This window comes from Chitinophaga eiseniae, from assembly GCF_012641265.1.
Taxonomy (GTDB): Bacteria; Bacteroidota; Bacteroidia; order Chitinophagales; family Chitinophagaceae; genus Chitinophaga; species Chitinophaga eiseniae_A.
The window spans coordinates 17662-40374 of the sequence record NZ_JABAHZ010000005.1 but is presented as its reverse complement, the minus strand read 5'-3'; the positions used below and the strand labels follow the sequence as shown (position 1 = coordinate 40374).

The 22713-nt window shown below is 49.3% G+C and carries 20 protein-coding genes; 7 read left to right on the top strand and 13 right to left on the bottom strand.

Annotated features, from left to right (window positions below; genetic code table 11):
- Position 1: 1 nt before the first annotated feature.
- The 10 genes from HGH91_RS20325 to HGH91_RS20280 all read right to left on the bottom strand — a co-directional run bounded on the left by HGH91_RS20325 (position 2) and on the right by HGH91_RS20280 (position 11691).
- Positions 2–1342 (bottom strand): PhoPQ-activated pathogenicity-related family protein, encoded by a 1341-nt coding sequence (locus HGH91_RS20325; RefSeq protein ID WP_168740647.1) that lies wholly within the window; start codon positions 1340–1342, stop codon positions 2–4.
- Positions 1343–1392: 50 nt separating this feature from the next.
- Positions 1393–3096, bottom strand: a complete 1704-nt coding sequence (locus HGH91_RS20320) for a SusD/RagB family nutrient-binding outer membrane lipoprotein (RefSeq protein ID WP_168740646.1) — start codon at positions 3094–3096, stop codon at positions 1393–1395.
- A 22-nt stretch (positions 3097–3118) separates the two neighbouring features.
- Positions 3119–6574 carry a SusC/RagA family TonB-linked outer membrane protein gene (locus HGH91_RS20315; protein WP_168740645.1) on the bottom strand — a complete coding sequence of 1152 codons (3456 nt, stop codon included), beginning with the start codon at positions 6572–6574 and terminating at the stop codon, positions 3119–3121.
- 84 nt (positions 6575–6658) lie between these two features.
- Positions 6659–7693: a FecR family protein gene (locus HGH91_RS20310; RefSeq protein WP_168740644.1), complete on the bottom strand. Its 1035-nt coding sequence runs from the start codon at positions 7691–7693 to the stop codon at positions 6659–6661.
- A gap of 72 nt (positions 7694–7765) precedes the next feature.
- Positions 7766–8314, bottom strand: a complete 549-nt coding sequence (locus HGH91_RS20305) for an RNA polymerase sigma-70 factor (protein ID WP_168740643.1) — start codon at positions 8312–8314, stop codon at positions 7766–7768.
- Between the two features lie 97 nt (positions 8315–8411).
- Entirely contained in the window at positions 8412–8927 is a 516-nt protein-coding gene (locus HGH91_RS20300; protein ID WP_168740642.1) for a DUF5004 domain-containing protein, read from the bottom strand.
- 129 nt (positions 8928–9056) lie between these two features.
- Entirely contained in the window at positions 9057–10286 is a 1230-nt protein-coding gene (locus HGH91_RS20295; RefSeq protein WP_168740641.1) for an MFS transporter, read from the bottom strand.
- A 15-nt stretch (positions 10287–10301) separates the two neighbouring features.
- On the bottom strand, positions 10302–10739 hold the full coding sequence (locus HGH91_RS20290) for a MarR family winged helix-turn-helix transcriptional regulator (protein ID WP_168740640.1): 438 nt from the start codon (positions 10737–10739) through the stop codon (positions 10302–10304).
- Between the two features lie 105 nt (positions 10740–10844).
- Positions 10845–11216, bottom strand: coding sequence for a DoxX family protein (locus HGH91_RS20285; RefSeq protein WP_168740639.1), 372 nt, complete (start codon positions 11214–11216; stop codon positions 10845–10847).
- A gap of 10 nt (positions 11217–11226) precedes the next feature.
- Positions 11227–11691 carry a hypothetical protein gene (locus tag HGH91_RS20280; protein ID WP_168740638.1) on the bottom strand — a complete coding sequence of 155 codons (465 nt, stop codon included), beginning with the start codon at positions 11689–11691 and terminating at the stop codon, positions 11227–11229.
- Positions 11692–11814: 123 nt separating this feature from the next.
- Between HGH91_RS20280 and HGH91_RS20275 the strand changes: the two genes are divergently transcribed.
- Positions 11815–12447, top strand: coding sequence for a MarR family winged helix-turn-helix transcriptional regulator (locus HGH91_RS20275; protein WP_168740637.1), 633 nt, complete (start codon positions 11815–11817; stop codon positions 12445–12447).
- On the opposite strand, the gene HGH91_RS20270 is transcribed toward HGH91_RS20275, so the two are convergent.
- Positions 12448–13395: a hypothetical protein gene (locus HGH91_RS20270; protein ID WP_168740636.1), complete on the bottom strand. Its 948-nt coding sequence runs from the start codon at positions 13393–13395 to the stop codon at positions 12448–12450. It abuts the gene before it with no gap.
- 131 nt (positions 13396–13526) lie between these two features.
- On the opposite strand from HGH91_RS20270, the gene HGH91_RS20265 reads away from it, so the two are divergent.
- On the top strand, positions 13527–14327 hold the full coding sequence (locus tag HGH91_RS20265) for a methyltransferase domain-containing protein (RefSeq protein WP_211092375.1): 801 nt from the start codon (positions 13527–13529) through the stop codon (positions 14325–14327).
- Positions 14328–14458: 131 nt separating this feature from the next.
- Entirely contained in the window at positions 14459–16822 is a 2364-nt protein-coding gene (locus tag HGH91_RS20260; RefSeq protein ID WP_168740635.1) for an ABC transporter permease, read from the top strand.
- Positions 16823–16829: 7 nt separating this feature from the next.
- Here HGH91_RS20260 and HGH91_RS20255 read toward each other — a convergent pair whose 3' ends face one another.
- Entirely contained in the window at positions 16830–17300 is a 471-nt protein-coding gene (locus HGH91_RS20255) for a hypothetical protein (RefSeq protein WP_168740634.1), read from the bottom strand.
- Positions 17301–17533: 233 nt separating this feature from the next.
- Here HGH91_RS20255 and HGH91_RS20250 point away from each other — a divergent pair, with 233 nt between their 5' ends.
- The 3 genes from HGH91_RS20250 to HGH91_RS20240 are packed head-to-tail and all read left to right on the top strand — an operon-like array spanning position 17534 to position 18996.
- A complete protein-coding gene (locus tag HGH91_RS20250) occupies positions 17534–17968 on the top strand; it encodes a MarR family winged helix-turn-helix transcriptional regulator (protein WP_168740633.1) in 435 nt (144 codons plus the stop codon).
- 31 nt (positions 17969–17999) lie between these two features.
- Entirely contained in the window at positions 18000–18569 is a 570-nt protein-coding gene (locus HGH91_RS20245) for a cysteine hydrolase family protein (RefSeq protein ID WP_168740632.1), read from the top strand.
- 43 nt (positions 18570–18612) lie between these two features.
- Positions 18613–18996 carry a hypothetical protein gene (locus HGH91_RS20240; protein ID WP_168740631.1) on the top strand — a complete coding sequence of 128 codons (384 nt, stop codon included), beginning with the start codon at positions 18613–18615 and terminating at the stop codon, positions 18994–18996.
- Between the two features lie 9 nt (positions 18997–19005).
- Here the strand turns inward: HGH91_RS20240 and HGH91_RS20235 are convergent, their stop codons facing one another.
- Positions 19006–21456, bottom strand: coding sequence for an ABC transporter permease (locus HGH91_RS20235; protein ID WP_168740630.1), 2451 nt, complete (start codon positions 21454–21456; stop codon positions 19006–19008).
- A gap of 164 nt (positions 21457–21620) precedes the next feature.
- Between HGH91_RS20235 and HGH91_RS20230 the strand changes: the two genes are divergently transcribed.
- A complete protein-coding gene (locus HGH91_RS20230; RefSeq protein ID WP_168740629.1) occupies positions 21621–22700 on the top strand; it encodes an AI-2E family transporter in 1080 nt (359 codons plus the stop codon).
- Positions 22701–22713 lie beyond the last annotated feature (13 nt).

Sequence of the window (22713 nt, the reverse complement as noted above, 5' to 3'; positions counted from 1 at the left end):
ATTATAATATCTGTTTAGTATCGGTTACAAATACACGCGTGCTAACGGTATAGGTGCCACCGGTAGGATTCGTGTATTTCAGGTCTACATAAAAAGCACGATATCCGCTTTGCGGCAGGGGAGTGCTTACTTTTACGGTGGACTGGTGGGCAATGCCCATGCTTTTCGACGTCCATTTGTCGTTACGGAAATCAATATCCGGGGAGTCGGCCGACCATAAGATCACGTCTACCAGTTTGTCGGCGCTGGCTTTGGCGGTTACGTTCACTTTACCACGACGTGTGCGGGTGGTCCAGCTGCAATCGGGATAAGGCTGTTTGGTAAGTGTATTGCCAAAGAAGGCGCCCAGCGTTTCAAAAGCCTGTGCTTTGTTACCCAGGCTATGTCCTGCGTTGGGCACATAGTTGATCAGGTTTTTGCCGGGTATGCTGTCGATATAATTTTTAATATTATCTACTACCCAATACTCGTCGTTGGTGCCCATAAAAATCATTTTGGGCATGGTCAGATTTTGACGGTAGGAGTAAGGATCAATCATAGTGTTGATGGCCTGTCCTTCGCCGGTATGGGCGGTTTGAGGGATACCCAGTTTCACATAATCTTCTATCTGGATGCTGTATTCTTTCCAGGTTTTGATCTGGTAGTCGAGGCTTACCGGCATGTTCAGCACATCTATTACCATGGGGGCAATAGCTGCTACGCGGCTGTCGTTGGCACCGGTGAGCCAGGTGGTCCAGCCCCGTTTGGAGGCGCCGGATACCACGAAACGGGACACGGGAATGGATTTGCTTTTAGTGAAATCCTGTACTACATCCATGGCGCGCACAGCGCTTTTTACCATGGGAAACAACAGCGGCCAGGTATAGTCGCCATCTTTTTTGAAGTTATGCAGGGTAAATGAAATCAGGGCATCTTCCGTGAGCTTTCCAAAGAGCGGCTGATTGGGCGTTTGCCGTAATACGGATGTTACTGCGTGATTGGTAGTAGCCAGGGACGCTACCTGCTGGTATAGTTCATCCGTAGGGCCGTTCCAGTTAGGTTGTCCGTCACGGTTAGATCCGCCGGTTACAAAGAGGAGCGCGCCATCGTAATCGATGGTCCCGGGCACAAAAATGGTAAGTTGATGTGTCCAGGTATATTCCCGCCACTTTTGCGACGTGAGGAGTATACTGTAGGCGGTGGTGTTATTCACCTGGAAAGAGTCTTTTACTTCCCAGTGAAAGGATTTGTCGTCGTTATCGAGATATGCTCTCAGTGCAGTAGCGGGCGTTATGGTTTGTTGAGCCATGGCCGCAGCCAGGAACAACACGTTTACCAGCAAAACAAAAAATAGTTTCTTCATATGCGGACTAATTGTGGGTATAGTTATGATATGTTTAAGATAAGCAATACTTACCAGGGTTTTCCAGTGCCCTGGATAATCCATGGTTTGGACCAGGGACTATTTTGTGCCCCGTTGGCGCCGAACGAAGAATAGTTGGTCACTTCCAGCCGTTTCAGGGCATCTGCCAGGTTGGCCTTGTTCAGGTTCCTTTCTTCCAGCATGTAATAAAGGCGTACGGGTACTACAGGGCCTTTGGCATAGGGGCCTGCATGCAGTTGCGGATAGCCGGTCCTTTTAAAGTCGGCCCAGGCTTCGGTGGCTGCGGTCCAGCTGGCGACCCATTTTTGTTCCACAATCTGCTGCTGGCTATGATTGTATTTTACCGCAGGTTGGGAGATATAGGCGGTATAGTAACCTGCCAGTCCCCAGGTAGTGAGCGAAGCCTTTATAGCGGCGTTATAATGCGTTTCGCCATCGCCGGCAGCCCAGCCCTTTATCCCAGCTGCTTCAGCTAAAATAAAGTGTACTTCTGCGGCGGAAATGAGCCGCGCTTTTAACAGCGGTCCTTTGGCCTGTTTGTAGATATCGTTGAGCCAGGATACATGCGGGTTCCGGGAAGCCTGGCCGGCATCGGGACTTAAATTATATACGGCAGGACCAGGGATAGCAGGAGGCAGGCCTACATAATCTACATCCTGGTTAATATCATTGAGGGTAAGTCCTTTAGACGCCAGTACATCAGGCGATATATACCGCACTTTCCGGCTTTCGCCGTTCACTACGGTGTCTACCGGTTTGTATACATTGCCGGTACCGGGGGGCAGGTTATTATCTACCAGTAAAAAACACTGTACTTTATTGGCCCACACGCCCAGTCGCGGATCATGCCGGGTTTGCAGATACGTCACCAGCGTATTGCACATTTTCAGCCTCCGGTAACCGCTACTATCAGTATCATAGGTGGCGTTGGCGGGCCAGGAATCGGCGTTGCTGTTGCCGGGAAACGACATGGCCGCATCTTCAGACGCATCGGTGATGATGGGATATTTTGCCGGGTCGCCCGCTATTTTTTCAATGCCTGCTTTGGCCACATCCGGCAACTTTTCCGACAGGCGCATATAATACCGTAAAGCCAGTGAATTGGCCATTTTGCGCCATTTGGTGGGATCGCCGGCATAATATACATCCACCGCATCAATAGGGTTGGTATACTCGCTTTTGGACTTAGACAGCAATGTGTTGGCTTTATCCAGGTCGGCCAGTATGCCGGTATAAATCACCTGTTGAGGATCGTATACCGGTAACGTATTGTCTGTGCCGCCGAGCTGTCCTTTCAGTGCCTGGGTATAAGGTGCATCGCCCCATAGGTCGGTGATCAATCCAAACATCATGGATTTCATCACCAACGATACACCCTGTTGCAGCTCATTGTTGAGCGTTACGGCCCGGTCATATACCAGCTGGTTATTTCTCAGGATATCATAGTAGGCAGTCCAGCTGTTGGTACCCGCCCAGTCGTATTCATTGTGGGTGGTGGTCCACCCATCTTTCTGGGTATGTTGCATCACCCCGGCCATATCCTGGTACCCCAGTGTTACGATCTCTATACCTGCCTGTGTCAATACCGTGGATAGCACCAGGTTGGGATTGATGGTGGCAGGATTGGAACCATTGGGGTTGTCGTTTAATTTGATGAGGTCCTTTTTACAGGCGGGCAACGCAGTAAGCAGTAGCCCCAGGCACAAAAGGATTGATTTATTAACTGGTTTCATATGTCAACAATTAAAGAAACGCTTAAAAGGTTACGTTCAACTTGGCGCCCATTGGAATAGACCATGGGGTTACATTATATCTTTCTATTCCCTGCATAAACTGCATACCGGAGCCTTGTACGGTAGTAGAGGGCTGGTAGGCATTTTCAGGATCTATCCCGATCTTGGCAGCAGTCCACAGGATGATATTCCGGCTATAGACAGACAGGGCTGCATTTTGCAGTTTTGCATAGGCAATCCATCTTTTCGGTAGCTGGTACGACAGGGATACTTCCCTTAGCTTCAGGTAGGAAGCAGGAAACAGAAACGCCCGGGTAAACGACCAGGCAGTGCTGGCGGCATAAGGAAGGGTGACTGTGCCATCGTTACCGAGATTTTCAATATAGCCGGTAGGGTTGCCATTGGCATCATAGCCCTTGGCCCGTACACCGGGAATGAATACGCCTCCGTAAGGCAGTACATAAGGACCATACGCAAAGGGATAGCTATTGTATTCAGGTGTAGGTCCGCCTACGAGGGGGAATTTGTTGCCACTGGGTATTACCAGCTGATCCTGGTGACTCACCAGGTAATCGCGTAACTCCTGGCCTTTCATATTACCGGGGTTGGTAAGTTTGTCGAGAAACAACTGGGAGTTGCCATGCTCTTCTCCATAGCGGTAAGTCTGGGAAACAAAGTCGCCCCCGTTTCTCCAGTCAAAGGTCATGCTCAGTGTAAAGTTTTTATAAGTAATGGCTGTTTGCAAACCCATAATAAACTTGGGGTTGAAGTTGCCGATCTTGTTACGCGTATTAATAGCATCTATGCTTTGCCATTTGCCGGTATTATCCAGCAGCGGATAGCCATAATAGGGCGATGACTTATCCGTTACCGTTACTACCTGCGCGTCGTATATATCGCCTATATCTTCCCCTACGTACGTCCATGCGCCGCCTTTACCTTCTTCCCAGAGGGTGTAATAAGGCAGGTCGTTGGGCAGGGAAATAATTTTGGTACGGTTACGGGTAAAGTTGACGTTAACATCCCATCTCCAGTTTTTGCGATCTACCGGGGTGCCTCCCAGCGTGAGTTCTATGCCCCGGCTTCTCAACAGCCCTGCGTTGATATTACGGGAAGAGTAGCCGGAAGAAGGCGGTGTTTTTGGACTGAAGATCTGGTTTTTGTTTTCCACCATATACCAGGTAGCCGCCATATGCAGGCGGTTGCGGAACAGGTTTACATCTACGCCGCCTTCGTACGAAGTGGCAATTTCCGGTTTCAGGAAAGGATTCAGCAAAGTGCCGGAAGTACTCAGGCGGGGGATGTTACCCCAGGCGCCTGCATTGTATAAAGTACCCAGTAGCTGATAAGGTGCGGCATCGTTACCTACCTGTGCAGCGCCGCCCCTGAGTTTAATCATGTTGATGTTATCGGAGGTGATGTGCATCATTTCATTGACCAGCAGGCTCAGAGAGGCAGAAGGATAAAAGTAGGCGGCGGCTTCAGGCAAGGTGCTGGACCAGTCGTTGCGGCCGGTGAGGTCCAGGTAAGCCATGCCTTTGTATCCCACATTCAGCATAGCGTATACGCTGTTGACGCCTTTTTCATAGCGGGTACTGCTATAGTCCAGGTTTTGCGGGGCAATATTCTGAATGGTATATACGCCGGGAGTAGTAAGCCCGGTGCCGTCTTTAGTAGCAGTGGTAATGTTTTTACCCGTCTGGTATCGTTTGTTTCCGCCGGCGGAGAGGGTGAAATCTACATCGCCGATATCTTTTTTGTAGGTAAGCAGCACATCGATATTGCGCTCATAGTTGTTGATATTGATAATGCCATAGGCGCCGCCTGGATTGCTGAGATAGCTGGTCGCTATTTTCGTTTCTCTTTTTTCATCATAGGTATCGAGTGCATAGCGGGCCATGAAAGTCAGGGAAGGCAATATTTTCCAGTCGGCTCTCACGTTGCCGAATACACGATCTCTCACAAATCCATTTTTCACTTCATAGGCCAGGAAATACGGATTGTTGAATACGCCATTGTATTGAGTGCGTTGTTGCAATCCTTCCTGCCCGGGCATCCAGTAGTCTTTCAGGTCGCGTACATCAATGTGTGGGGAAATACTGTACACGGCCTGGAGGGGATTGGCGCCACGATCGCCTGCTGGGCGGTTGTTGGAGTTGGTACGACTGAAATCCACGTTGGCGCTTACACTGAATTTTGAATTTACCTGTAAACTGGAGTTCAGGTTCAGTGCATTTTTGAACAGATCGGTATTCGGAATGATCCCCTTGTTGTTCATGTTTACATAGGCCAGGCGATAGGCCATCTTATTGTTATTATTAGCCAGTGAGACGTTGGTGGTAGTGGTGATGCCGGTATTGACAAAATTTTTCACATTGTCTTTATGTGATACCAGCGGCATGGGAATGCGTTTACCGTTTTTATCGAGTGGGCTGTTCCACTGCACTTCTTCATATCCCATGTCCAGCTCCGCGCCGAAGGTGCCATCTACATTTTCCGATATGATGGTGCCAAAGGGGTTGGTGAGGAGGTTACCACTACGGGACACCGGGATACCGGAGAATTGCCCGGCACCAAATTTATGTTGCCATTTCAGGAATTTGTAGGGTTTGTCGAATACCGTGTTGATGGAGGCGTTGACTGTGGTGCGATCTACTTTTTTACCGGTTTTAGTGGTGATGAGCACCACGCCGTTGCCGGCACGTGAACCATATAGGGCAGCGGCGCTGGGACCTTTCAGGATTGTCACGCTTTCGATGTTATCCATGTTGATATCGGAGATGGCGTTACCATAATCCACCATATTATCTTTCCCTATTTTGCTGATGTTGTTGATGGTGTTGGCCAGTGGTACGCCATCTACTACAAACAGGGGCTGGTTGTCGCTGCTGAGAGAGGTAGCGCCCCTGATGATCATGCTGACGGATGATCCGGGACCGCCGGTGGAGTTGATGGTTACGCCGGCCACCTTACCGGAAATGGCGTTGAGGAAATTTTCCTGGTTAACGCGGTTAAATTCTTTGCCTGTCAGTTCTTCCACGGAATAGCCCAATGCTTTCTTTTCCCTTTTAATGCCGAGGGCGGTCACGAGTACCTGTTCCAGTTCTTCTACTTTTTTTTTCAGGGTGACCGCCAGGGATAATTTGCTTGAATCGGTAATCGTATAGCCGTGGAGGGTATCCGTTATGTATCCCATTTGGGAGAGGATAAAATGGTAAGGGCCGCCGGCGGGCAGTTTGGCAAAGGTGAAGATACCTTTGTCGTTGGTAACGGTGCTGGCCAGTACGGTATTGTCGGTGTTGGCTACTCTTACCATCACATTGGGGAGCCGTTCGTTCTGATCATTTTTGATAATGCCGATGGCGGCGGGGTGGGCGTTTTGTGCCCACAGGCTACCGGCATACAGCGGTAGGAACAGTAGCAGCCATATAGTTTTGGTGCGGCGACAGATCGGGGATAGTCGTTTGTTTTCACGCATAATATTTCATTTTTAGGCAAAGGAATCGCCTGCCCCGTATTACGGGAGCAATTAGCCAGCGCATTGAATCGGTTTAGTAAAGGATTATTGTGTTATGTAAATAGTTTCATTGGTTTGCTTAATAGTAAGGTTGTTTAATGTGCTAATGGTACCCAGGAAATCAGCTAACGACTCTTTACTACTATCGAAAACGCCAGTAAAACTCATATCTGCCAGGTTGCTTTCCTGGTACTGGATTTTTACATGGAATTTTTCGGACATCAACCGGAAAATATTTGCCAGTGGTTCATTACGGAAAGTAAATATTTCATTTTCCGTTTTCACCGGCGCTTGTTGATTATTATTGGTTACGGGCACCACGCCTTGCTGATCGAAGCTGAGTGCTTGTCCAGGCAGCAGGTAAGTGGCTTTGATGCCTTTGCTGTCCAGCAGGCTGTCTGGTTTTACCACTACCTTACCACTGATCAGCTGTACCCGGATCACACCTTTTTTGCTGTTGAGGGTGGTTACCCTGAATACCGTGCCCAGGGCGGTAGTGCCATAGTTGCCGGCATATACTGTAAACGGCTTTTCCTTGTTGGCCACCACGTTGAATAAGGCGGCGCCGGAGAGCTGTATGGAACGGTTATGCGTGGCAAATGGCTCTTCATAGCGTATCTGGCTTTGTGGCGCCAGGTCTACGGTGCTACCATCGTTTAAGCGGAGCCGCATCGTTTTGGATGTACGGTTTACCTGCTGTGCAAATACTGGTGTTACGGCGGTGGGCGTTGTTGCCGGCGGTGTGGCGAGGTGTTGTTTTATCGGCGTGGTATGTTGCTGCATCCACCACACGCCGGCCAAAGCGGGAATAGCAATAGCGGCAGCAACGGCCAGCCATTTATAGGAGCGGCCTGCCGGAGGTATTTTCCGGTACGTGCGACTTTCAATGGCGGCCAGCATTTTTTCGGAAATGTCGGTGGGTAGCAATGACTCCGGATGAAAAGAATGCCAGCTCTCCTCTGTCAGCCAGGGCTGCAAAGCCTCCGGGTGTTGTATAAGGTATTCCCTTACCACCTGGTTTTCTGCTTCGTTGCATTCGCCCCGGAAGAATTTTTCAAGTAATGTTGCTGGATGCTTCATATCTATGTATTCGTTTCAAAACAGCAAACCCCTCACTGTCGTTCATCAATTAATATTTGCATAACAAGAATATCAGAGCAGGTACCTGATCAAAAGAATAAGTACCAGTAAGAGGGAGTCTTTCAGCTGGCGTACTGCACGCAGGATGTGGTTTTCCACGGTTTTGGGAGAGATGGATAACTGCCTGGCTATTTCTTTGTGGGGAAGTCCTTCGAAGCGGCTTAGTTTAAAAACATTTTTCCTGATGGGAGATAATTGTTCTATACTATTATACACCTGCTGTAGTTCTTCCTTCACCGTAATATCCGTTTCCATATGCCAGTCGGGCTGTTCCTGTACCATGCAGGCGGTGTGCCTGTTTCTTACCTGCTGCTTGCGCAACAGGTCGGTCATAACGCTTTTGGCTATACGAAATAATTGGGCGGAGATATTATAACTGGTAGATAATTTTTCCCTTCTTTCCCAGAGCAGTATAAAAGACAGCTGCACGGTTTCTTCCGACAGGTAGGCAGAATGCGTACATTTCAATACGTAGAAATAGAGCTTTGTATGGTATTGTTGGTACACCATTTTAAAGCGTTCGATATTTCCATTCTTTATATCCTGTACGATACTTTCCATAATGATCGCAAATATCTGGTGGGCCTAAACAAGATACAAGGAATTACTGATTATGTTAATGTTATTTTAACCACTCTGCGTAGTGCCACCGTGGATCTTACTGCTTTTGCAGTTTCAGGATCAGCGGGGCGGTAGCTACTCCCGGAATAGTAACGGTGATCGATAATTCCAGGGCGTTGCTGCTCACATTTTGAATCCAGTGCGGATCGTTTACGCCTTTCTGGGAAGTGAGTAAAAATACCGCATCGTGTACATCCAGTTTCCAGGTACCGTTGTTACCGGCGGCAGGTAATATTAAATCCGTGCATCCGTTGATCGTAAAGGTGCCATCCGTGTTGAACTGGTAGCTATTGTCTTTTGTACAGGTAATCAGTGCGCCGGCGGCGCCCAATGCCGGCGCCAGGGCAAGGATACTGGTGCCCGCAGGAAGGTTTCGGCCCCCCAGCTTGGCCGATACGGCCAGCACAATGTCCTGCTGTTTCCAGGTACCGGATACCTGTTCATATTTCTGTGACTTTTCCGGGGTGGCATCATGGTTCTTCTTGCAGGACAGGAGCAGAGAAGGGACCATCAATGCGGCGACCACCAGCTTAACAGGGATAAATGAACGCATAGTTGTTGGAATTAATGATACAAAGTACAGTGTGTAACGTCTTTACTATGTATTCGTTTGGCAAATAGAAATCCCTCAACGCGTAACAATTCGTTAACGTGGTGCTGTTAACCGGCGGTAGTGTGAGCTTTAAGATTGCAGGGGAAATGATACCGGGCGGTTTACATGCAGCTGCCGGTATAACAGGCCACCAATGAAGATAGTAATGATTCCCTGTAATAATACCGTATCCGGGGTGCCTATCCATTGGGAAACGGCGCCTACGAGGAGTCCGCCCAATGGTTGCATGCCAAAGAATGCCATGGCGTAGAAGCTGATCACTCTTCCGCGCATGGCCGGATCTACGGCGGTTTGAATCAGGGTATTGCTGATGGTGATTTGCGACATCATGCCAAAGCCGGCCAGGGTCACAAATAAAAGTGCCAGGGGATACCAGGGAGTATGAGAAAATAGTACCAGCCCTGCGCCGAAGATCATAGTGTTAATGGCGAGGATCTTCCGCAGGTTTTTACCGGGTTTCAGCGAAGCAAGGAAAATAGCGCCGCATAAGGCGCCCAGCCCAATAGCACTGTCTATTACCCCAAAGGTAGAAGCGTTGCCTTTGAAAATATCCTTGGCATATACGGGCATCAGCGTAGTATAAGGCAGTACCAGCAAACTGATAGAAGAGAGGGTGAGCAGCACCACGGAAATAGCGGGTGTAGCTTTGATATAGGCAAAACCCTCTTTCAGTTCACCGGCCATATTTGTAGTGCGGGGCTTAGGTACATAGGTAGGCAATTTCATTTGTAGCAGGGAGCCTATCACCGCAATGAAGCTAAGCGCGTTCAGGGCAAAGCAAATATCTTCCCCGAATTTTTCCAGTGCCAGTCCGGCTATACCCGGACCAATCAGCCGCGAAAGATTTACCATGGAGGAGTTCAGCGCCAGTGCATTAGGCAGGTCGGCTTTATCTTCCACCATTTCATATACAAGTGATTGGCGGGCGGGTACGTCAAAGGCATTGATCAGTCCAAGCAAGGCACTTAACCCAATGATATGCCATACCGAATAATGTTTGAAGTAGATAAGTACTGTTAGTGCCAGCGCCTGCACCATGGAGGCTACCTGTGTGAGCAGGAGCAATTTATAGCGGTTGTACCTGTCGGAGGCCACGCCGCCCAGGAAGGAAAAGACAAAGGAGGGAAACATGGTAGCAAAGAGCGTAACGCCCAGCATAAACTTGGAATGGGTTTGGGCGTAAATCACCCAGCTCACGGCAGTTTTCTGCATCCAGGTGCCGATCAGGGAAACAGATTGTCCGCTGAAGTAAAGTCGGTAGTTACGGCTTTTAAACGCGCTAAAAGTGCTTATTTTCATCTTACATTCCCCTCTTTATTCAAAATCCACCAGTTTGGATAATGGTGCAATGGCCGCCTGCAGAATAGCCTGTTCTTCGGGCGTACAGGCGCTGCTGATGGCGTAACTCAGCCATTCATCCCTTTCTTTTCTGACCCGCTCTATCCGTTCCTTACCGGCTTTGGACAAGGCGATGATAATTTTCCGCTTGTCGTCCGGGGAGATGGTTCGCGTGATAAGGTGCAGTGAGAAAAGATGTTGCAGCAGTTGCCCCATAGACTGCGGGGTCATTTTTTCCATCACCGCCAGTTCAGCCGACAGCAGCTCTCCGTGCTGGTCCAATAATACCAGCACGGAGCGCTCGCTCTGCGACAGGTCTTCGTTGGCAGGCGATAACTTACGCAGTTTTCTTACCAGCCGGGCTAATACGGGCCGCAGTTGAGCAGCGAGCTGGTCTTGTTTCCTGGATGGCATAATTAGCAAAGTAAATTAATAAGTTTACCTTACAAATATAGGATTTTATTCCGGATGGAGAATGCAGTGTTTATTTTTTTGCGGGAGATTTTTCTGATATTATTGTCATCCCGCCTTTTCTAATCCTTTGTGATAATATAAATAGGAGACGATAAGACTGGCCAGGAATGTTAAATGCCCCACTTCCAGCCACACGCTATCTCCGCTGGACAAGTGCGCCACGGAAGCGGAGATCAGGGTAATACCAAAGCCAAAGTAAGCGAACTCTTTGATGCGGGGAGGTACAAACGGCAAGAGCAACGCTACGACTCCCAGCAGTTTAGCTATGGTGAGTTCTACCCGGAACCATGATGGTAGCCCCAGGTGAGCAAACGCTCCTTTCATATTTTCATTAAAAGCGAAGTTGAGCGCACTCCACAACATCACCCCGGTGAGTATACCGGTGGCGATCCAGTAAATGATTTTATCTTTTTTCATGACCGATAGCTTAATTGAATTTGAAAACGCTCAGCAGGATAATGGTGAAAATACCTGCCAACTGTACCAGATGAAAGCGGAGCGCCCTTTGCCTGATTTTGGAAACTGCCATAGGATCGTCTTTTAAAGCCTTATCCAGAGATACTCTCAGCCGCCTGCCCACGATAATGCCATTGAGTATCACGAGGAGCACCAGCGCGAATTTTATCCGGAACCATACCTGTTCCCCGTACACGCCATGCGTGAGATACATAATACCGATACCCGAAGGAATAATAACGCCAACGCCTGTACGTAACAATACCTGCAATCCCGACATGGCCTGGAGCACCGTTGCCGCGCGGCCGGCATCAATTGCATACTGTTTCCATAGCTGCCGGAAACCGAAGAAACTGGCAATAGTGCTTCCCGCAAATAACAGGAACCCGATCAGATGCCCTACCAACAGGCTTTGATAAAGTGTTTGTGTTGACATATCTGTATAATTTTATTGTTTCGGAATAGAAGTAATTTATTCAAATGTATAACGGAAATGAAATAAAAACAAGAATTCCGGAGTATTTTTTATATTATTGCTTCGGAAGTAATATAAATGACAATGAATAAAGCAGTTACACTGATCACCGCCTGGGGAGCATTTGATGAGCAACACCCCGAAGGTAGCCTGGAAGAATTTTGCCGGCATTACCTGGCGCACCGGGAAGGGAAGGCTAACACGGTGCCCGCCGGGCGATTTATGCCAGTGAGCAGTGAAGGCGTATTGATGCGCACCATCGGCAGGATATTTAAACTGCATACTATTTATACTGCCGCGGCCCTGGAAGGCACCGGCATCAGCAACATCGATGAATACTCCCTGCTCAATACCGTAGCCCAGCTGCAGGAGCCCCGGAAAACAGAAGCAATCTATGCCGCTTTACAGGAGCTATCTACGGGCACCGACAAACTTAACCGCCTGAAGAAACTAGGCTACCTGGCAGAATACGATGATAAGGAAGACAAACGCTCGAAACGGCTGAAAGTAACGGCTAAAGGCGAAAAGGTGCTCGTGACCTGCCGTAAGCGCATTACTTTACTGGCCAGCATGATGTTTCATGATATGCAGGAAGACGATATGAAACTCTGTAGCCAATTGCTCAAAGGAGTAGAATCAAAATTCGCCGCCATATGGCTGTCCCATAAGGGAAAAGACTTCGAAGAAATTTATAGAGAAGTCACCGGCACGCCCTGATCATTCCATCGCCTGCAGGTATTGCAACAGTTGCTGTAAATCCTGGTGCAAAGAACGGATGGTAGACTGCAGCTCATTGAGCATCGCCGCCCGCGTATGCAGGGCCTCGGCAGTATACACGCCACCATCGCCAAAGTATAACCGGGTTTCTTTAGGAGAAGGAGTTCCCCGGAGATCGAACTGCAGCCAGCGCTCCCGGATACTGGCCGCCAGTGATACCTTTCCGCTGTTACTGAAATGCTGCTCGTGCAGCATATACCGGATAAACGGCGAATAAATGGAGGATGCAGTAGTATCGTACCAGGTGTCCCGTAAAGGGTTCCGGGGATGCAGCAGCTTCACCTTTTTACGGTTGGCGTTGATGGTCATTGCGCCAAGTCCCGCGGAGAGAAGGCCGCCGCCGATGGCCGCCGCATTTTTGGGCGCATCTTTCGTAATCACCACGCTGGCCACCGTGGTAATGGCCCCTACAATAATCGAAGCAACGGTAAAGTGCGTATTTCTTTTACTATTGATATTGTCCAGGTAACGCGCCAGCTGATCGGTCTTTTCACCTTCACAATCCAGCTCCCCGGCCACACTGCCTATTTCCGTGGTAGCCAACAGGCATCGCTGTTGTATGATTTGTTTCAATTCCATTTTTTTTACCCGGCCAGCGAGACTGGTGTCTGTACGCAATAGCTGTAGCTGTTGCAGTGGAGCCAGCGTATGGGTAGCGTTGGCCATGAGCAACTCGTGCACTGGTATACCCGGATAGGCGGATATCAGCGAATCGGTATTCTCCAGGAGAACCGACGTTCCTGTTATAATGGTAGTATTGGCAGGGGCGCAGTAGTTCTTATTAACGGCGCTGCTGCTGATCACACGGCCTGTTTGACAGGCATTACACAATAGCAGGCACCCGCCAATTGCCAGCAGGTGAAAGTGAACGGTTTTAATGAAAGTCATTTTCAGCATATTTCTCTCCGGTACTATTTACAAAAAAAACGGAAAATGGTTGGGTGATTCCTACTATAACGGATATACGTATTATAAATTTTCCTCCCTATGCTGTATATTTAAGCATACAACTTTTTGATATGAGTAATACCGCCAGTGAAAGGGCTACCATGCCCAAAGGCACCAGCAGTGTGCTGGACAGCCGCAGTTTGCAGAACAGTTATGCTACCCTGATTCCTCTCCTCCGGGAAGGTATGCGGGTGCTGGATGTGGGCTGTGGTACCGGCGCCATTTCCGCCGGCATCGCCGAAATGGTGGGTCCTACCGGCGCCGTGGTGGGGATAGACAGCAGTCCTCATTTAATCGCCAAAGGAAAAGATGATCATGCTCATATTCCACAGCTAACGCTGTTGGAAGCAGACCTCTTTACCTATACCCCCGCTCAGCAATTTGACCTGGTGGTATCTGCCCGCGTATTACAGTGGTTAAGCAACCCCAAGGCCGCGCTGGCAAAGTTTGCCTCGTTGCTGAACCCCGGCGGATGGATCTCTATACTCGACTATAATCATACCTTGCTGGAGTGGACACCGCAGCCGCCTGCCAGTATGCAGCGGTTCTATAAAGCATTCCTCGACTGGCGATCCGACGCCGGAATGGACAATGAAATAGCCGATCATTTACCCGCTTTGTTTGAACAATTGGGTTGCCACAATATTACTACGTTAAATGCCGATGAAGTATATGAAAAGGGACGCGCGGATTTTGCGGACAAGGCCGGAATCTGGTCTAAAGTAGCAGAGCTGCGGGGTCCGCAGGTAGTGGCCAGCGGTTTTATCACCGACGCCGAAAGATTACAGGCACTTAGCGAATATAATGACTGGTTGCGGTCCTCCGGGGAACGGATGATCATGAAGTTAAAGGAGGTGCGGGCCACGGTTTGAGCAAATCCGGTCAACCACTGTATCAAAAATGAACATATATTAATTAAATGACTTTTTAATTAATTGATAAGGAGATAGATTTATCCATGGCATGTTTTTTCTCTCCTGAGAAATTACATACCTGGTTCATTATGATACGTAATTACTTCCGCATTGCCTGGCGTAACCTGGTTCGCCACAAAACTTTTTCCACTATCAATATCCTGGGATTAGCGCTGGGACTGGCCTGCAGCATGCTGATGATTTTATGGATCCAGGATGAAAGGAATATGGACGCCTTTCATGCACATGATAATCAACTATACCAGGTATATGTACGGGAGCTGGCAGGAGGAAAGGTAAATGGAGGCTACCTTACCCAGGGACCGCTGGCCAGCGAACTAAAGAAAGAAATACCAGAAATCGTATATACTACTGCGTTACAATATTATCCCCCGGTAGCATTCCAGGTGAAAGAGAAAGCCTTTAAGATGACGGGCGCCTATGCCGGAGGGGATTTCTTCCGTATGTTTAGCTATCCCTTGTTGCAGGGAGATGCCGCTACGTCATTAAGTAAACCCGCCAGCATCGCCATTTCCCAGCATATGGCCGATGTGTTTTTTGGAGGCGCCAGCCAGGCCATTGGGCAAACGATCCGCAGCGAGGATACTACCTTGCTGACGGTGAGTGCTGTGTTCCAGGTGCCGGCCAGTTCTTCCCAGCAATTCGATTTTCTCCGTAACTGGGATGATTTCAGCAGCGCTAACGCATGGACAAGAAGCTGGGGCAGCTTTAGCCCTGCTACGTATATACAACTCCGTGATAACGCCGAACCAGGCAAGGTGGCCGCCAAAATAAAAGACTTTGTATACCACTATCAGCCAAAACAACCGGAATCAGTGATGGAGCTGGGTATACAGCCTTACCGCGAAAAATACCTTCATGGCGTATTTGAAAATGGAGTACCAACTGCCGGCCGCATTGAATACGTACGGCTGTTTACGTTACTCGCCATCTTTGTATTGCTGATAGCCTGCATCAACTTCATGAACCTGGCTACCGCAAGAGCGGCGCAGCGGGCTAAGGAAGTAGGGGTAAGAAAAGTAGTAGGCGCCGGAAAGGGCGTATTGGTAATGCAATTTATCGGGGAAGCCCTGTTACTGACGCTAATCGCCACCAGCATTGCGTTGGTGCTGGTGTTACTGTTATTGCCCGCTTTTAATCAACTGAGTGGTAAACAATTGTCCCTGCCCCTGGAAAGCCTTTCTTTCTGGGGCGTGTTGCTGGCCCTGGTTAGCCTCACCGGCTTTGTGGCAGGCAGCTACCCGGCATTGTTCCTGTCGTCGTTGCAACCGGTACGGGTACTAAAGGGCAGCCTCCAGTTCAGCACAGGCGCCACCTGGTTTCGCAAAGGCCTGGTAGTATTCCAGTTTACCCTGTCTATCGGGTTAATGGTAGGGATGACAGTTATTTACCAGCAGATGAAATATGTGCAGACCCGCAACCTGGGATATGACCGCACTAACCTGGTGTATATACCGATAGAAGGAGGGCTCATTTCGAAATATGAACCGTTTAAAGCCGCGGCGACTGCTATACCCGGTGTAGTAGCGGTATCGAAGATGAAAGAAAATCCTACCGTGATTGAGCATCATAAGAGCGGTCTCAATTGGTCGGGCAAAGACCCCAATGAAGCGATATCGTTTGCAGATGCCGCAGTGGGATATGATTACGTTAAAACAATGCGACTGACCTTAGTAGCCGGCCGCGATTTTTCGAGAGACTTTGGCAATGATTCGGGCAGTTATATATTGAATGAAACCGCCGTGAAAAGAACGGGTTATACACATCCGGTGGGACAACCTTTTTCCCTGGATGGAGTGTCCGGACATATTATCGGTGTGTTGAAAGACTTCCATTTCAATTCCCTGCATGCTGCCATAGATCCACTGGTATTGCGCTTGGACGAGCATCCCAAATGGGGAAACATCCTGGTGCGTATTGATCCGGGAAAGACCAAACCGGTATTGGCAGCATTGGAAAGCATCTGTACATCGATTAATCCTGGTTTCCCGTTTACCTACCAGTTTTCCGATGAAGAATATACGAAGCTGTATAAAAGCGAACAGGTGGTAAGCCGCCTGTGCAACTATTTTGCGGTGCTGGCCGTATTTATATCCTGCCTTGGATTATTTGGGTTGGCCATGTTTACTGCGGCGCAGCGTACCCGGGAAATCGGGGTGCGCAAAGTAATGGGTGCATCTGACACCAGTATTTTTGTATTGTTATCGACTGGTTTTTTGCGGCCGGTAGTAGCCGGTATGACGCTGGCATTCCCGCTGGCCTGGTATGCCATGGATCGCTGGCTGCAGCATTTTGCTTACCGGGTAACGCTGGAGTGGTGGGTGTTTGTGCTGGCTGGTATGGCCACCCTGCTGGTAGCCTTGCTAACGGTGAGCTTCCAGAGTGTCCGTGCAGCCCTGATGAACCCGGTGAGAAGTTTGCGCACGGAATAGTTTCCCTTTAGAAGATCCTCGCCACATAGCTTCGCCTGGACAGGGCGCCAATCCGTTGTTCCAGGTCGAGAATGAAATTGTCGTGTCCTTCCCTGGCCTTATTGATTTTACGTGCCTCGCTGCAAAGCAATTCCATGCTCAATTCCAGCGAGCGGAGTACATCCCGCCAGAATAACGTCCGCTCTTCCGGTGTATGGCAGGGATCTACGGTTTTGTTCTTGAACTTTTCCGGGTCAATGATCAGCAGATCCTGGGCATCGAGACCCACTTCGGATGCTTTTTCGCGCAGCTGTTCCCGCAACTCCCAGTTATCGAACCACAGCGCGCCTTTTTCATGATCACATAAGAAATACCGTCCTATCCAGGTTACCTGGTTCCATTCCGCCAGGCCCAGCTGGTCGGTGATGGCCTTGTACGCCGGGTGCACAACAAAGCAATCCAGGTAGTCGATGTATTCAAATATTTTTACACTTTTCATAACCAGGGTATTGTTTTGGGGGTAGGGGAAAACAGGTGTTTAAGTTACGCGATGATACGGAAAGTAAACAGCAGCGGCACGCAAAGACGCCAAGGAGCAAAGCAGCAAAGCGTATTCGAGGGAACAAGGAGTAGGTTTTTTTAGGTCTTTGCTGCTTTGCTCCTTGGCGTCTTTGCGTGCGCCTTTGTTTTCTTAAAATAACAAAGTAACTTTGCAAAGTTGATTTGTTAATTATGGCAACAAAAGAAGACCTGGCTATTGCCCATGCCTTACGGCACCTGGTAACAAGGATGAATAAACGCCTGCGGCGGGAAATGAGTAATCCCGGCTCGCTGTCGATCGCGGAAAGAAACGTGGTGAGCATCCTGATGAATCATAAAGCGCTGTATCCTTCGGAGCTGGGCGCCCAGCTGGACATATCTTCCCAGTTTATGTCGCAGATATTGAAGCGCCTGGAGGGATTGGGGTACATTGACCGGAAAGCGGCGCAGGAAGATAAACGGAAAACCTGGGTAGCCCTTACCAAAAAAGGATGGCAGATGGTGAACGACAGCAGACTGGAAAGAGAGGAATGGCTGGCAGGGGTGATCGGAGATAAATATAACAGCCGGGAAAAGAAACTGATCCGGGAAGCACTGGAGCTGTTGAGCGATATACCCGAATTATAACAAGTGCATACAACAACATAAACATATTGATATGACCGCAACCCTGCAACAGCCTACTGCGCTGCTGGTAATGGATTTTCAGCGTAAGATGATGGAAAGACTGGCGGATCCCACCGCCCTGCTGAACAATGTAGCCCGTGCGATAGCCGGCGCCCGGAAAGCCGGTATACCGGTTATTTACGTGGGACTCATGTTCAGACCCGGTTACCCGGAAATCAATGAAAAGAATATCGCAATCGGCTATGTGAAAAAAACGGGTCTTTTTATCGAGGGCGACGAAGGTACTGCTATTCATCCAACAGTGGCGCCATTGCCTGGCGAAACGATCATTGCCAAGAAGCGTTACAGCGCCTTCGCAGGTAGCGACCTGGACACGGTACTAAAAGCGCAGCAGGTAGAGCGGCTGGTATTGGCAGGTTACTCCACCAGTGGCGTAGTGCTCAGTACTTTAAGGGAAGCGGGAGATAAAGACTATCAACTTACTGTATTGTCTGATGCTTGTGGTGATACCGATGCCGAGGTACATCAGTTAATGATGACTAAAGTATTTGTAAGGCAGGCCGAAGTGACCACGATAGACGACTGGCTGAAAACGTTGTAGCCGAAAAGGGATAATATGCTACCTTCGCCAGTAAAAAAAGCGCATGTCTTCTTCTTTGCTGGATACCACCCATGATCCCTTGCTGACCGCTTTCCTTACCGGAAAATCCGAGCAGGCGTTGTCACTGTTGCGGCATTTCCTGCAACAATATCAGCAGCTGGGCAACGTGTATTTGTATCCTACCAAATCGATGATCGGTATTGGTATCGGCGACCGGCGGGTAGCCTGGGTAAACCAGCTGGGCAAGGCGTTCATCAACGTAGTATTTCCGTTTGAAACACCCCACCCGGATAACTTATGTTTTACCAGGATAGCCCAGGTGCCCGGTGATGCACATCAGTTCAATCACCATTTCAGGATGATATTGCCGGAAGATGTAAATGACGAAGTGTTGCAGTTTATGCGCTTATCGCTGCAACCCGTATAGGCATTCCCGTTACTCTGATTTCAGCGACTTCACAGGATTGGCCAGGGCAGCTCTTACCGACTGCAAACCCACCGTCGTGAGGGCGATGGTCATGGTGAGCAGGCCTGATATAGCAAACAACCACCATTGTATTTGTGTACGGAACGCAAATCCCTGCAGCCAGCGGCTCATGATATACCAGGTCAATGGGGCGGAAATTGCCACGGCAATAGCCACCAGTTTCACAAAATCTCCCGATAACAAACCTACGATACTGGTTACCGACGCGCCCAGTACTTTACGGATACCGATTTCTTTACTGCGACGACTGATATTATACGCGGTAAGCCCCAATATGCCCAGGCAGGTAATGAGTAAAGTAAATAATGAAAAGATGCGTACCAATGTGCCAAACTGCAGATCAGCCTTGTATTGCTGGTCATACATTTGATCGAGGAAATGATATTCGAAAGGATACCCGGGATACTGCGTTTCCCAGTAGGATTCAATTTTAGCAAGGGTTTGCCGGATATCCCGGGTTTGTAGTTTAACGGAAAAGAAGGAGCCCCTGCTTTCGTTGTACCAATGCATCATGGGAAGTATGGCCCCTTTCAATGATTGCTGGTGATAATTATCTACCACGCCTACCACTGTGCTGTAGGGCTGTTCGTGGAAAGCCAGGGTTACTTTCTTGCCCAGGGCATCTTCCGGGCTATTGAAGCCCAGTAACCGGCAGGCTTCTTTGTTCAGTATTAATTCATCCAGGTTAGGTTGTCCCGCCCGGAAATTATGTCCCGCCAGTAATTTAATATTCATCAGCGGAACGAAACCGGCATCGATGGAATAGCAATAGAAATTATAACCATTGCCTTCACCGGATTCATAGCGTTTGATGTTGTCGAACGTGCTCAGTTCGTGCAAACTAACACCCGGCAATGATTCGGAGGTGCTGACACGTTCTACCTGGGATAGTTGCTTTACCTGGCTTATAAATCCCTGGCTTTGCAGTCGCCGGATGGAGTCAATGGATTTGCCCTCTCCATGCGGGGAGCGGAGCACCAATATCTGCGAGGTATTAAGCCCCAGGTCCTGCCGCTGCATAAACGACAACTGCTGGAAAATGATGCCGGAGGCGGAAAGTACCATGAGTGCAGCGGCAAATTGTCCCACTACCAGTACCTTCCTGAATGTGGCGTTCCCCGAAGCGGTCGTGGTTTTCCTGGTAACGCTCACTGGCTTAACCCCCGAAAGCACCAGGGCTGGATAAAGGCCTGCCAGCAGGCAATTGAGCAGAAACAAGGCTGCCGCCATCCACCAGAAAAAGGCAGCATGAAAAAAGCCATGGGTAACCGGTTGGCCGGTAAGCCGGGTATATACCGGCAATAGCAGTTGTATGAAGATAAGCGCCAGCCCTGTGGCGAGGATATTTATCAGTACCGTTTCCGTCATGAACTGTTTAATCAGCGATGCTCTCGATGATCCCAGCGCCTTACGCATGCCGGTTTCTCGCGACCGGTCGGAGGCGCGGGCGGTAGTGAGGTTAATATAGTTAACAGCGCCTACCAGCAGTATCAGCGCCGCTACCGCCAGCATAAACTGCACCGTTCTGATATCGCCGTTTTCTTCCGGTTCAAAGGATTTATGAGAGTGCAGGTGGATATCTTTGATGGGTTCAGCGATGTAAAGATTTCTTTTTATTTTCTCCCGGGCTATCTGCCGGAGTTTATCATTGAAGGCGGCCAGGCTGGCATGGGGCAGCAGCTGTACGTAAGTATAGTTGTTATTGGCATTCCAGGTATCGAGGTTCAATCCGCGGGCAGTGAGCGACGAGAAAGAAAACAGCAGATCGAATTTCAGGTGGGTATTGGGCGCTGCATCTTTCACCACCGCAGATACCGTATACACCATTTCTCCGTCGCTGATAGCTTTACCTACCGCAGATTGGTTGCCAAACAGGCGGTGGGCGCTGGTTTCGGTTAATACGGCTTGCCCGGCCTGTTGCAGGGCAGTGGCGGGACTGCCTTCTATAAAGTCGAAATTAAAGATGGTAAACAGGGAAGGATCTGCTGCCAGCACATGGGTCATCTTGAAAATTTTACCATCCGCTTTTACCTCCGGTACCTCTTCCATATTTTCTACCCGCACATAGTCTACTACTTCTGGTAATTGTCTTTTCAGTAACGGTCCCAGCGGTGGGTGGGTTTCGCAGTCGGTACCAATGAAGGCGGCATCTTTATATAATTGCAGGGTAACACGGTAGATATCGGCGGCATTTTTATAGCCATTTTCGTAGCTGTATTCGAACCGGGCATAGTTGATGATCAGCAGGAAAGCCGTGGTGGCTAATGCGAGGCCAACAATGTTGATAAAAGAGTAAAATTTATCTTTCTTTAGGTTACGCAGGGCGATCTTCAGGTAGTTTTGCAGCATACGTAAGCAAATTGGTAAATGGTTACGGAGGGCGTACAAGAAGGCTGCCATAAATAGAATGTTTGACTGACGGGCATTTGACTAGCAGTCGTTGGAGAAGGACGTCCGTTTCCGGACAAATATGTCCGGAATTAAGGAATGCGTACCTGGCGAAACTGGCCAACACTAAAGGCGGATTCTTGTTATATTTATGATGTAGCTTTAAATATGACGGTATGAATAATTACGGGAGGCCTGGTTCCAGAAATATGATTGAGTCTATCCTGGTGCTGTTGTTGTTGCTGGCATTGCTGCTGGCGCTTTATAGCGTACTGCGCCTCTTTTTTGGGGTACTTACCTTTGCCCTGATATTTTCTGTTTCCTTTCATGGCTTTTTCGAGCGCATGGTCCGGTGGATGGGCGGTCGCCGGAAGCTGGCGGCCACCATTTACGCCATTGCCGTAATGGCGGTCATCGCCTTACCTGTCACCTATATTATAGCAGAAATGAGTGCTCACCTGCGCGGGGCCATACACTGGATCCGGGATGCCAGGGAAAATGGGTTGCCACCCCTGCCCGAATGGGCCGCCAATATGCCCTATGTGGGTGGCGACATTCGCAGTATCTGGCAGCAGATGCAGGACAGTCCCAAAGATTTGCTTAACGGCCACGAGAGCCAGGTGCGGATGTTATTGAACCGTATTATCAGCAGCGGCGCGGGCATCATTGGTGCCGCGGTGCAGTTGCTCATCGGGATTATTGTATCCGCCTTTTTCCTGGTAAGCGGAGAAAAAGCGGTGAAGCCTATCCGCGCTACGGTGCAGCACCTGCTGGGGCGCAAAGATGGAGCTGATTTGTTGAACGCCACCACCATGGCTATCAAAGGGGTATCCATCGGCGTAATGGGTACGGCGTTTATAACGGCCATTGTAGCCTGGATAGGGCTTACCATTGCCGGTATTCCGTATGCGCTGGGACTGGCTGCCCTGATATTTTTCCTGGTAGTGATACAGATCGGTCCACTGATCGTTTGGGTGCCACTCACCATCTGGGTGGCCACGCAAGGACATCCGGGCATGACGGTTTTCCTGATTATTTATGGTATCGGCATTCTCATTGGTGAAGCGATATTGAAGCCCATACTCATTGCCAGGAGTGGAAAATTGCCCTTCCTCGTCCTGTTTATAGGCGTTATCGGCGGAGTAGCGGCGTGGGGATTTACAGGCATGTTTAAAGGCGCAATCATTGTAGCGGTATTTTATACCATCTTCAATTCATGGCTGGCGCGTAAAGACAGTGCGCGGGCTGGAGAATAGATAGTAACTTTGC

Bases quoted from the DNA above. Each gene is read 5' to 3' on its own strand.
- HGH91_RS20325 (WP_168740647.1), bottom strand. From the start codon at position 1,342: ATGAAGAAACTATTTTTTGTTTTGCTGGTAAACGTGTTGTTCCTGGCT.
- HGH91_RS20320 (WP_168740646.1), bottom strand. From the start codon at position 3,096: ATGAAACCAGTTAATAAATCAATCCTTTTGTGCCTGGGGCTACTGCTT.
- HGH91_RS20315 (WP_168740645.1), bottom strand. From the start codon at position 6,574: ATGCGTGAAAACAAACGACTATCCCCGATCTGTCGCCGCACCAAAACT.
- HGH91_RS20310 (WP_168740644.1), bottom strand. From the start codon at position 7,693: ATGAAGCATCCAGCAACATTACTTGAAAAATTCTTCCGGGGCGAATGC.
- HGH91_RS20305 (WP_168740643.1), bottom strand. From the start codon at position 8,314: ATGGAAAGTATCGTACAGGATATAAAGAATGGAAATATCGAACGCTTT.
- HGH91_RS20300 (WP_168740642.1), bottom strand. From the start codon at position 8,927: ATGCGTTCATTTATCCCTGTTAAGCTGGTGGTCGCCGCATTGATGGTC.
- HGH91_RS20295 (WP_168740641.1), bottom strand. From the start codon at position 10,286: ATGAAAATAAGCACTTTTAGCGCGTTTAAAAGCCGTAACTACCGACTT.
- HGH91_RS20290 (WP_168740640.1), bottom strand. From the start codon at position 10,739: ATGCCATCCAGGAAACAAGACCAGCTCGCTGCTCAACTGCGGCCCGTA.
- HGH91_RS20285 (WP_168740639.1), bottom strand. From the start codon at position 11,216: ATGAAAAAAGATAAAATCATTTACTGGATCGCCACCGGTATACTCACC.
- HGH91_RS20280 (WP_168740638.1), bottom strand. From the start codon at position 11,691: ATGTCAACACAAACACTTTATCAAAGCCTGTTGGTAGGGCATCTGATC.
- HGH91_RS20275 (WP_168740637.1), top strand. From the start codon at position 11,815: ATGAATAAAGCAGTTACACTGATCACCGCCTGGGGAGCATTTGATGAG.
- HGH91_RS20270 (WP_168740636.1), bottom strand. From the start codon at position 13,395: ATGACTTTCATTAAAACCGTTCACTTTCACCTGCTGGCAATTGGCGGG.
- HGH91_RS20265 (WP_211092375.1), top strand. From the start codon at position 13,527: ATGAGTAATACCGCCAGTGAAAGGGCTACCATGCCCAAAGGCACCAGC.
- HGH91_RS20260 (WP_168740635.1), top strand. From the start codon at position 14,459: ATGATACGTAATTACTTCCGCATTGCCTGGCGTAACCTGGTTCGCCAC.
- HGH91_RS20255 (WP_168740634.1), bottom strand. From the start codon at position 17,300: ATGAAAAGTGTAAAAATATTTGAATACATCGACTACCTGGATTGCTTT.
- HGH91_RS20250 (WP_168740633.1), top strand. From the start codon at position 17,534: ATGGCAACAAAAGAAGACCTGGCTATTGCCCATGCCTTACGGCACCTG.
- HGH91_RS20245 (WP_168740632.1), top strand. From the start codon at position 18,000: ATGACCGCAACCCTGCAACAGCCTACTGCGCTGCTGGTAATGGATTTT.
- HGH91_RS20240 (WP_168740631.1), top strand. From the start codon at position 18,613: ATGTCTTCTTCTTTGCTGGATACCACCCATGATCCCTTGCTGACCGCT.
- HGH91_RS20235 (WP_168740630.1), bottom strand. From the start codon at position 21,456: ATGGCAGCCTTCTTGTACGCCCTCCGTAACCATTTACCAATTTGCTTA.
- HGH91_RS20230 (WP_168740629.1), top strand. From the start codon at position 21,621: ATGAATAATTACGGGAGGCCTGGTTCCAGAAATATGATTGAGTCTATC.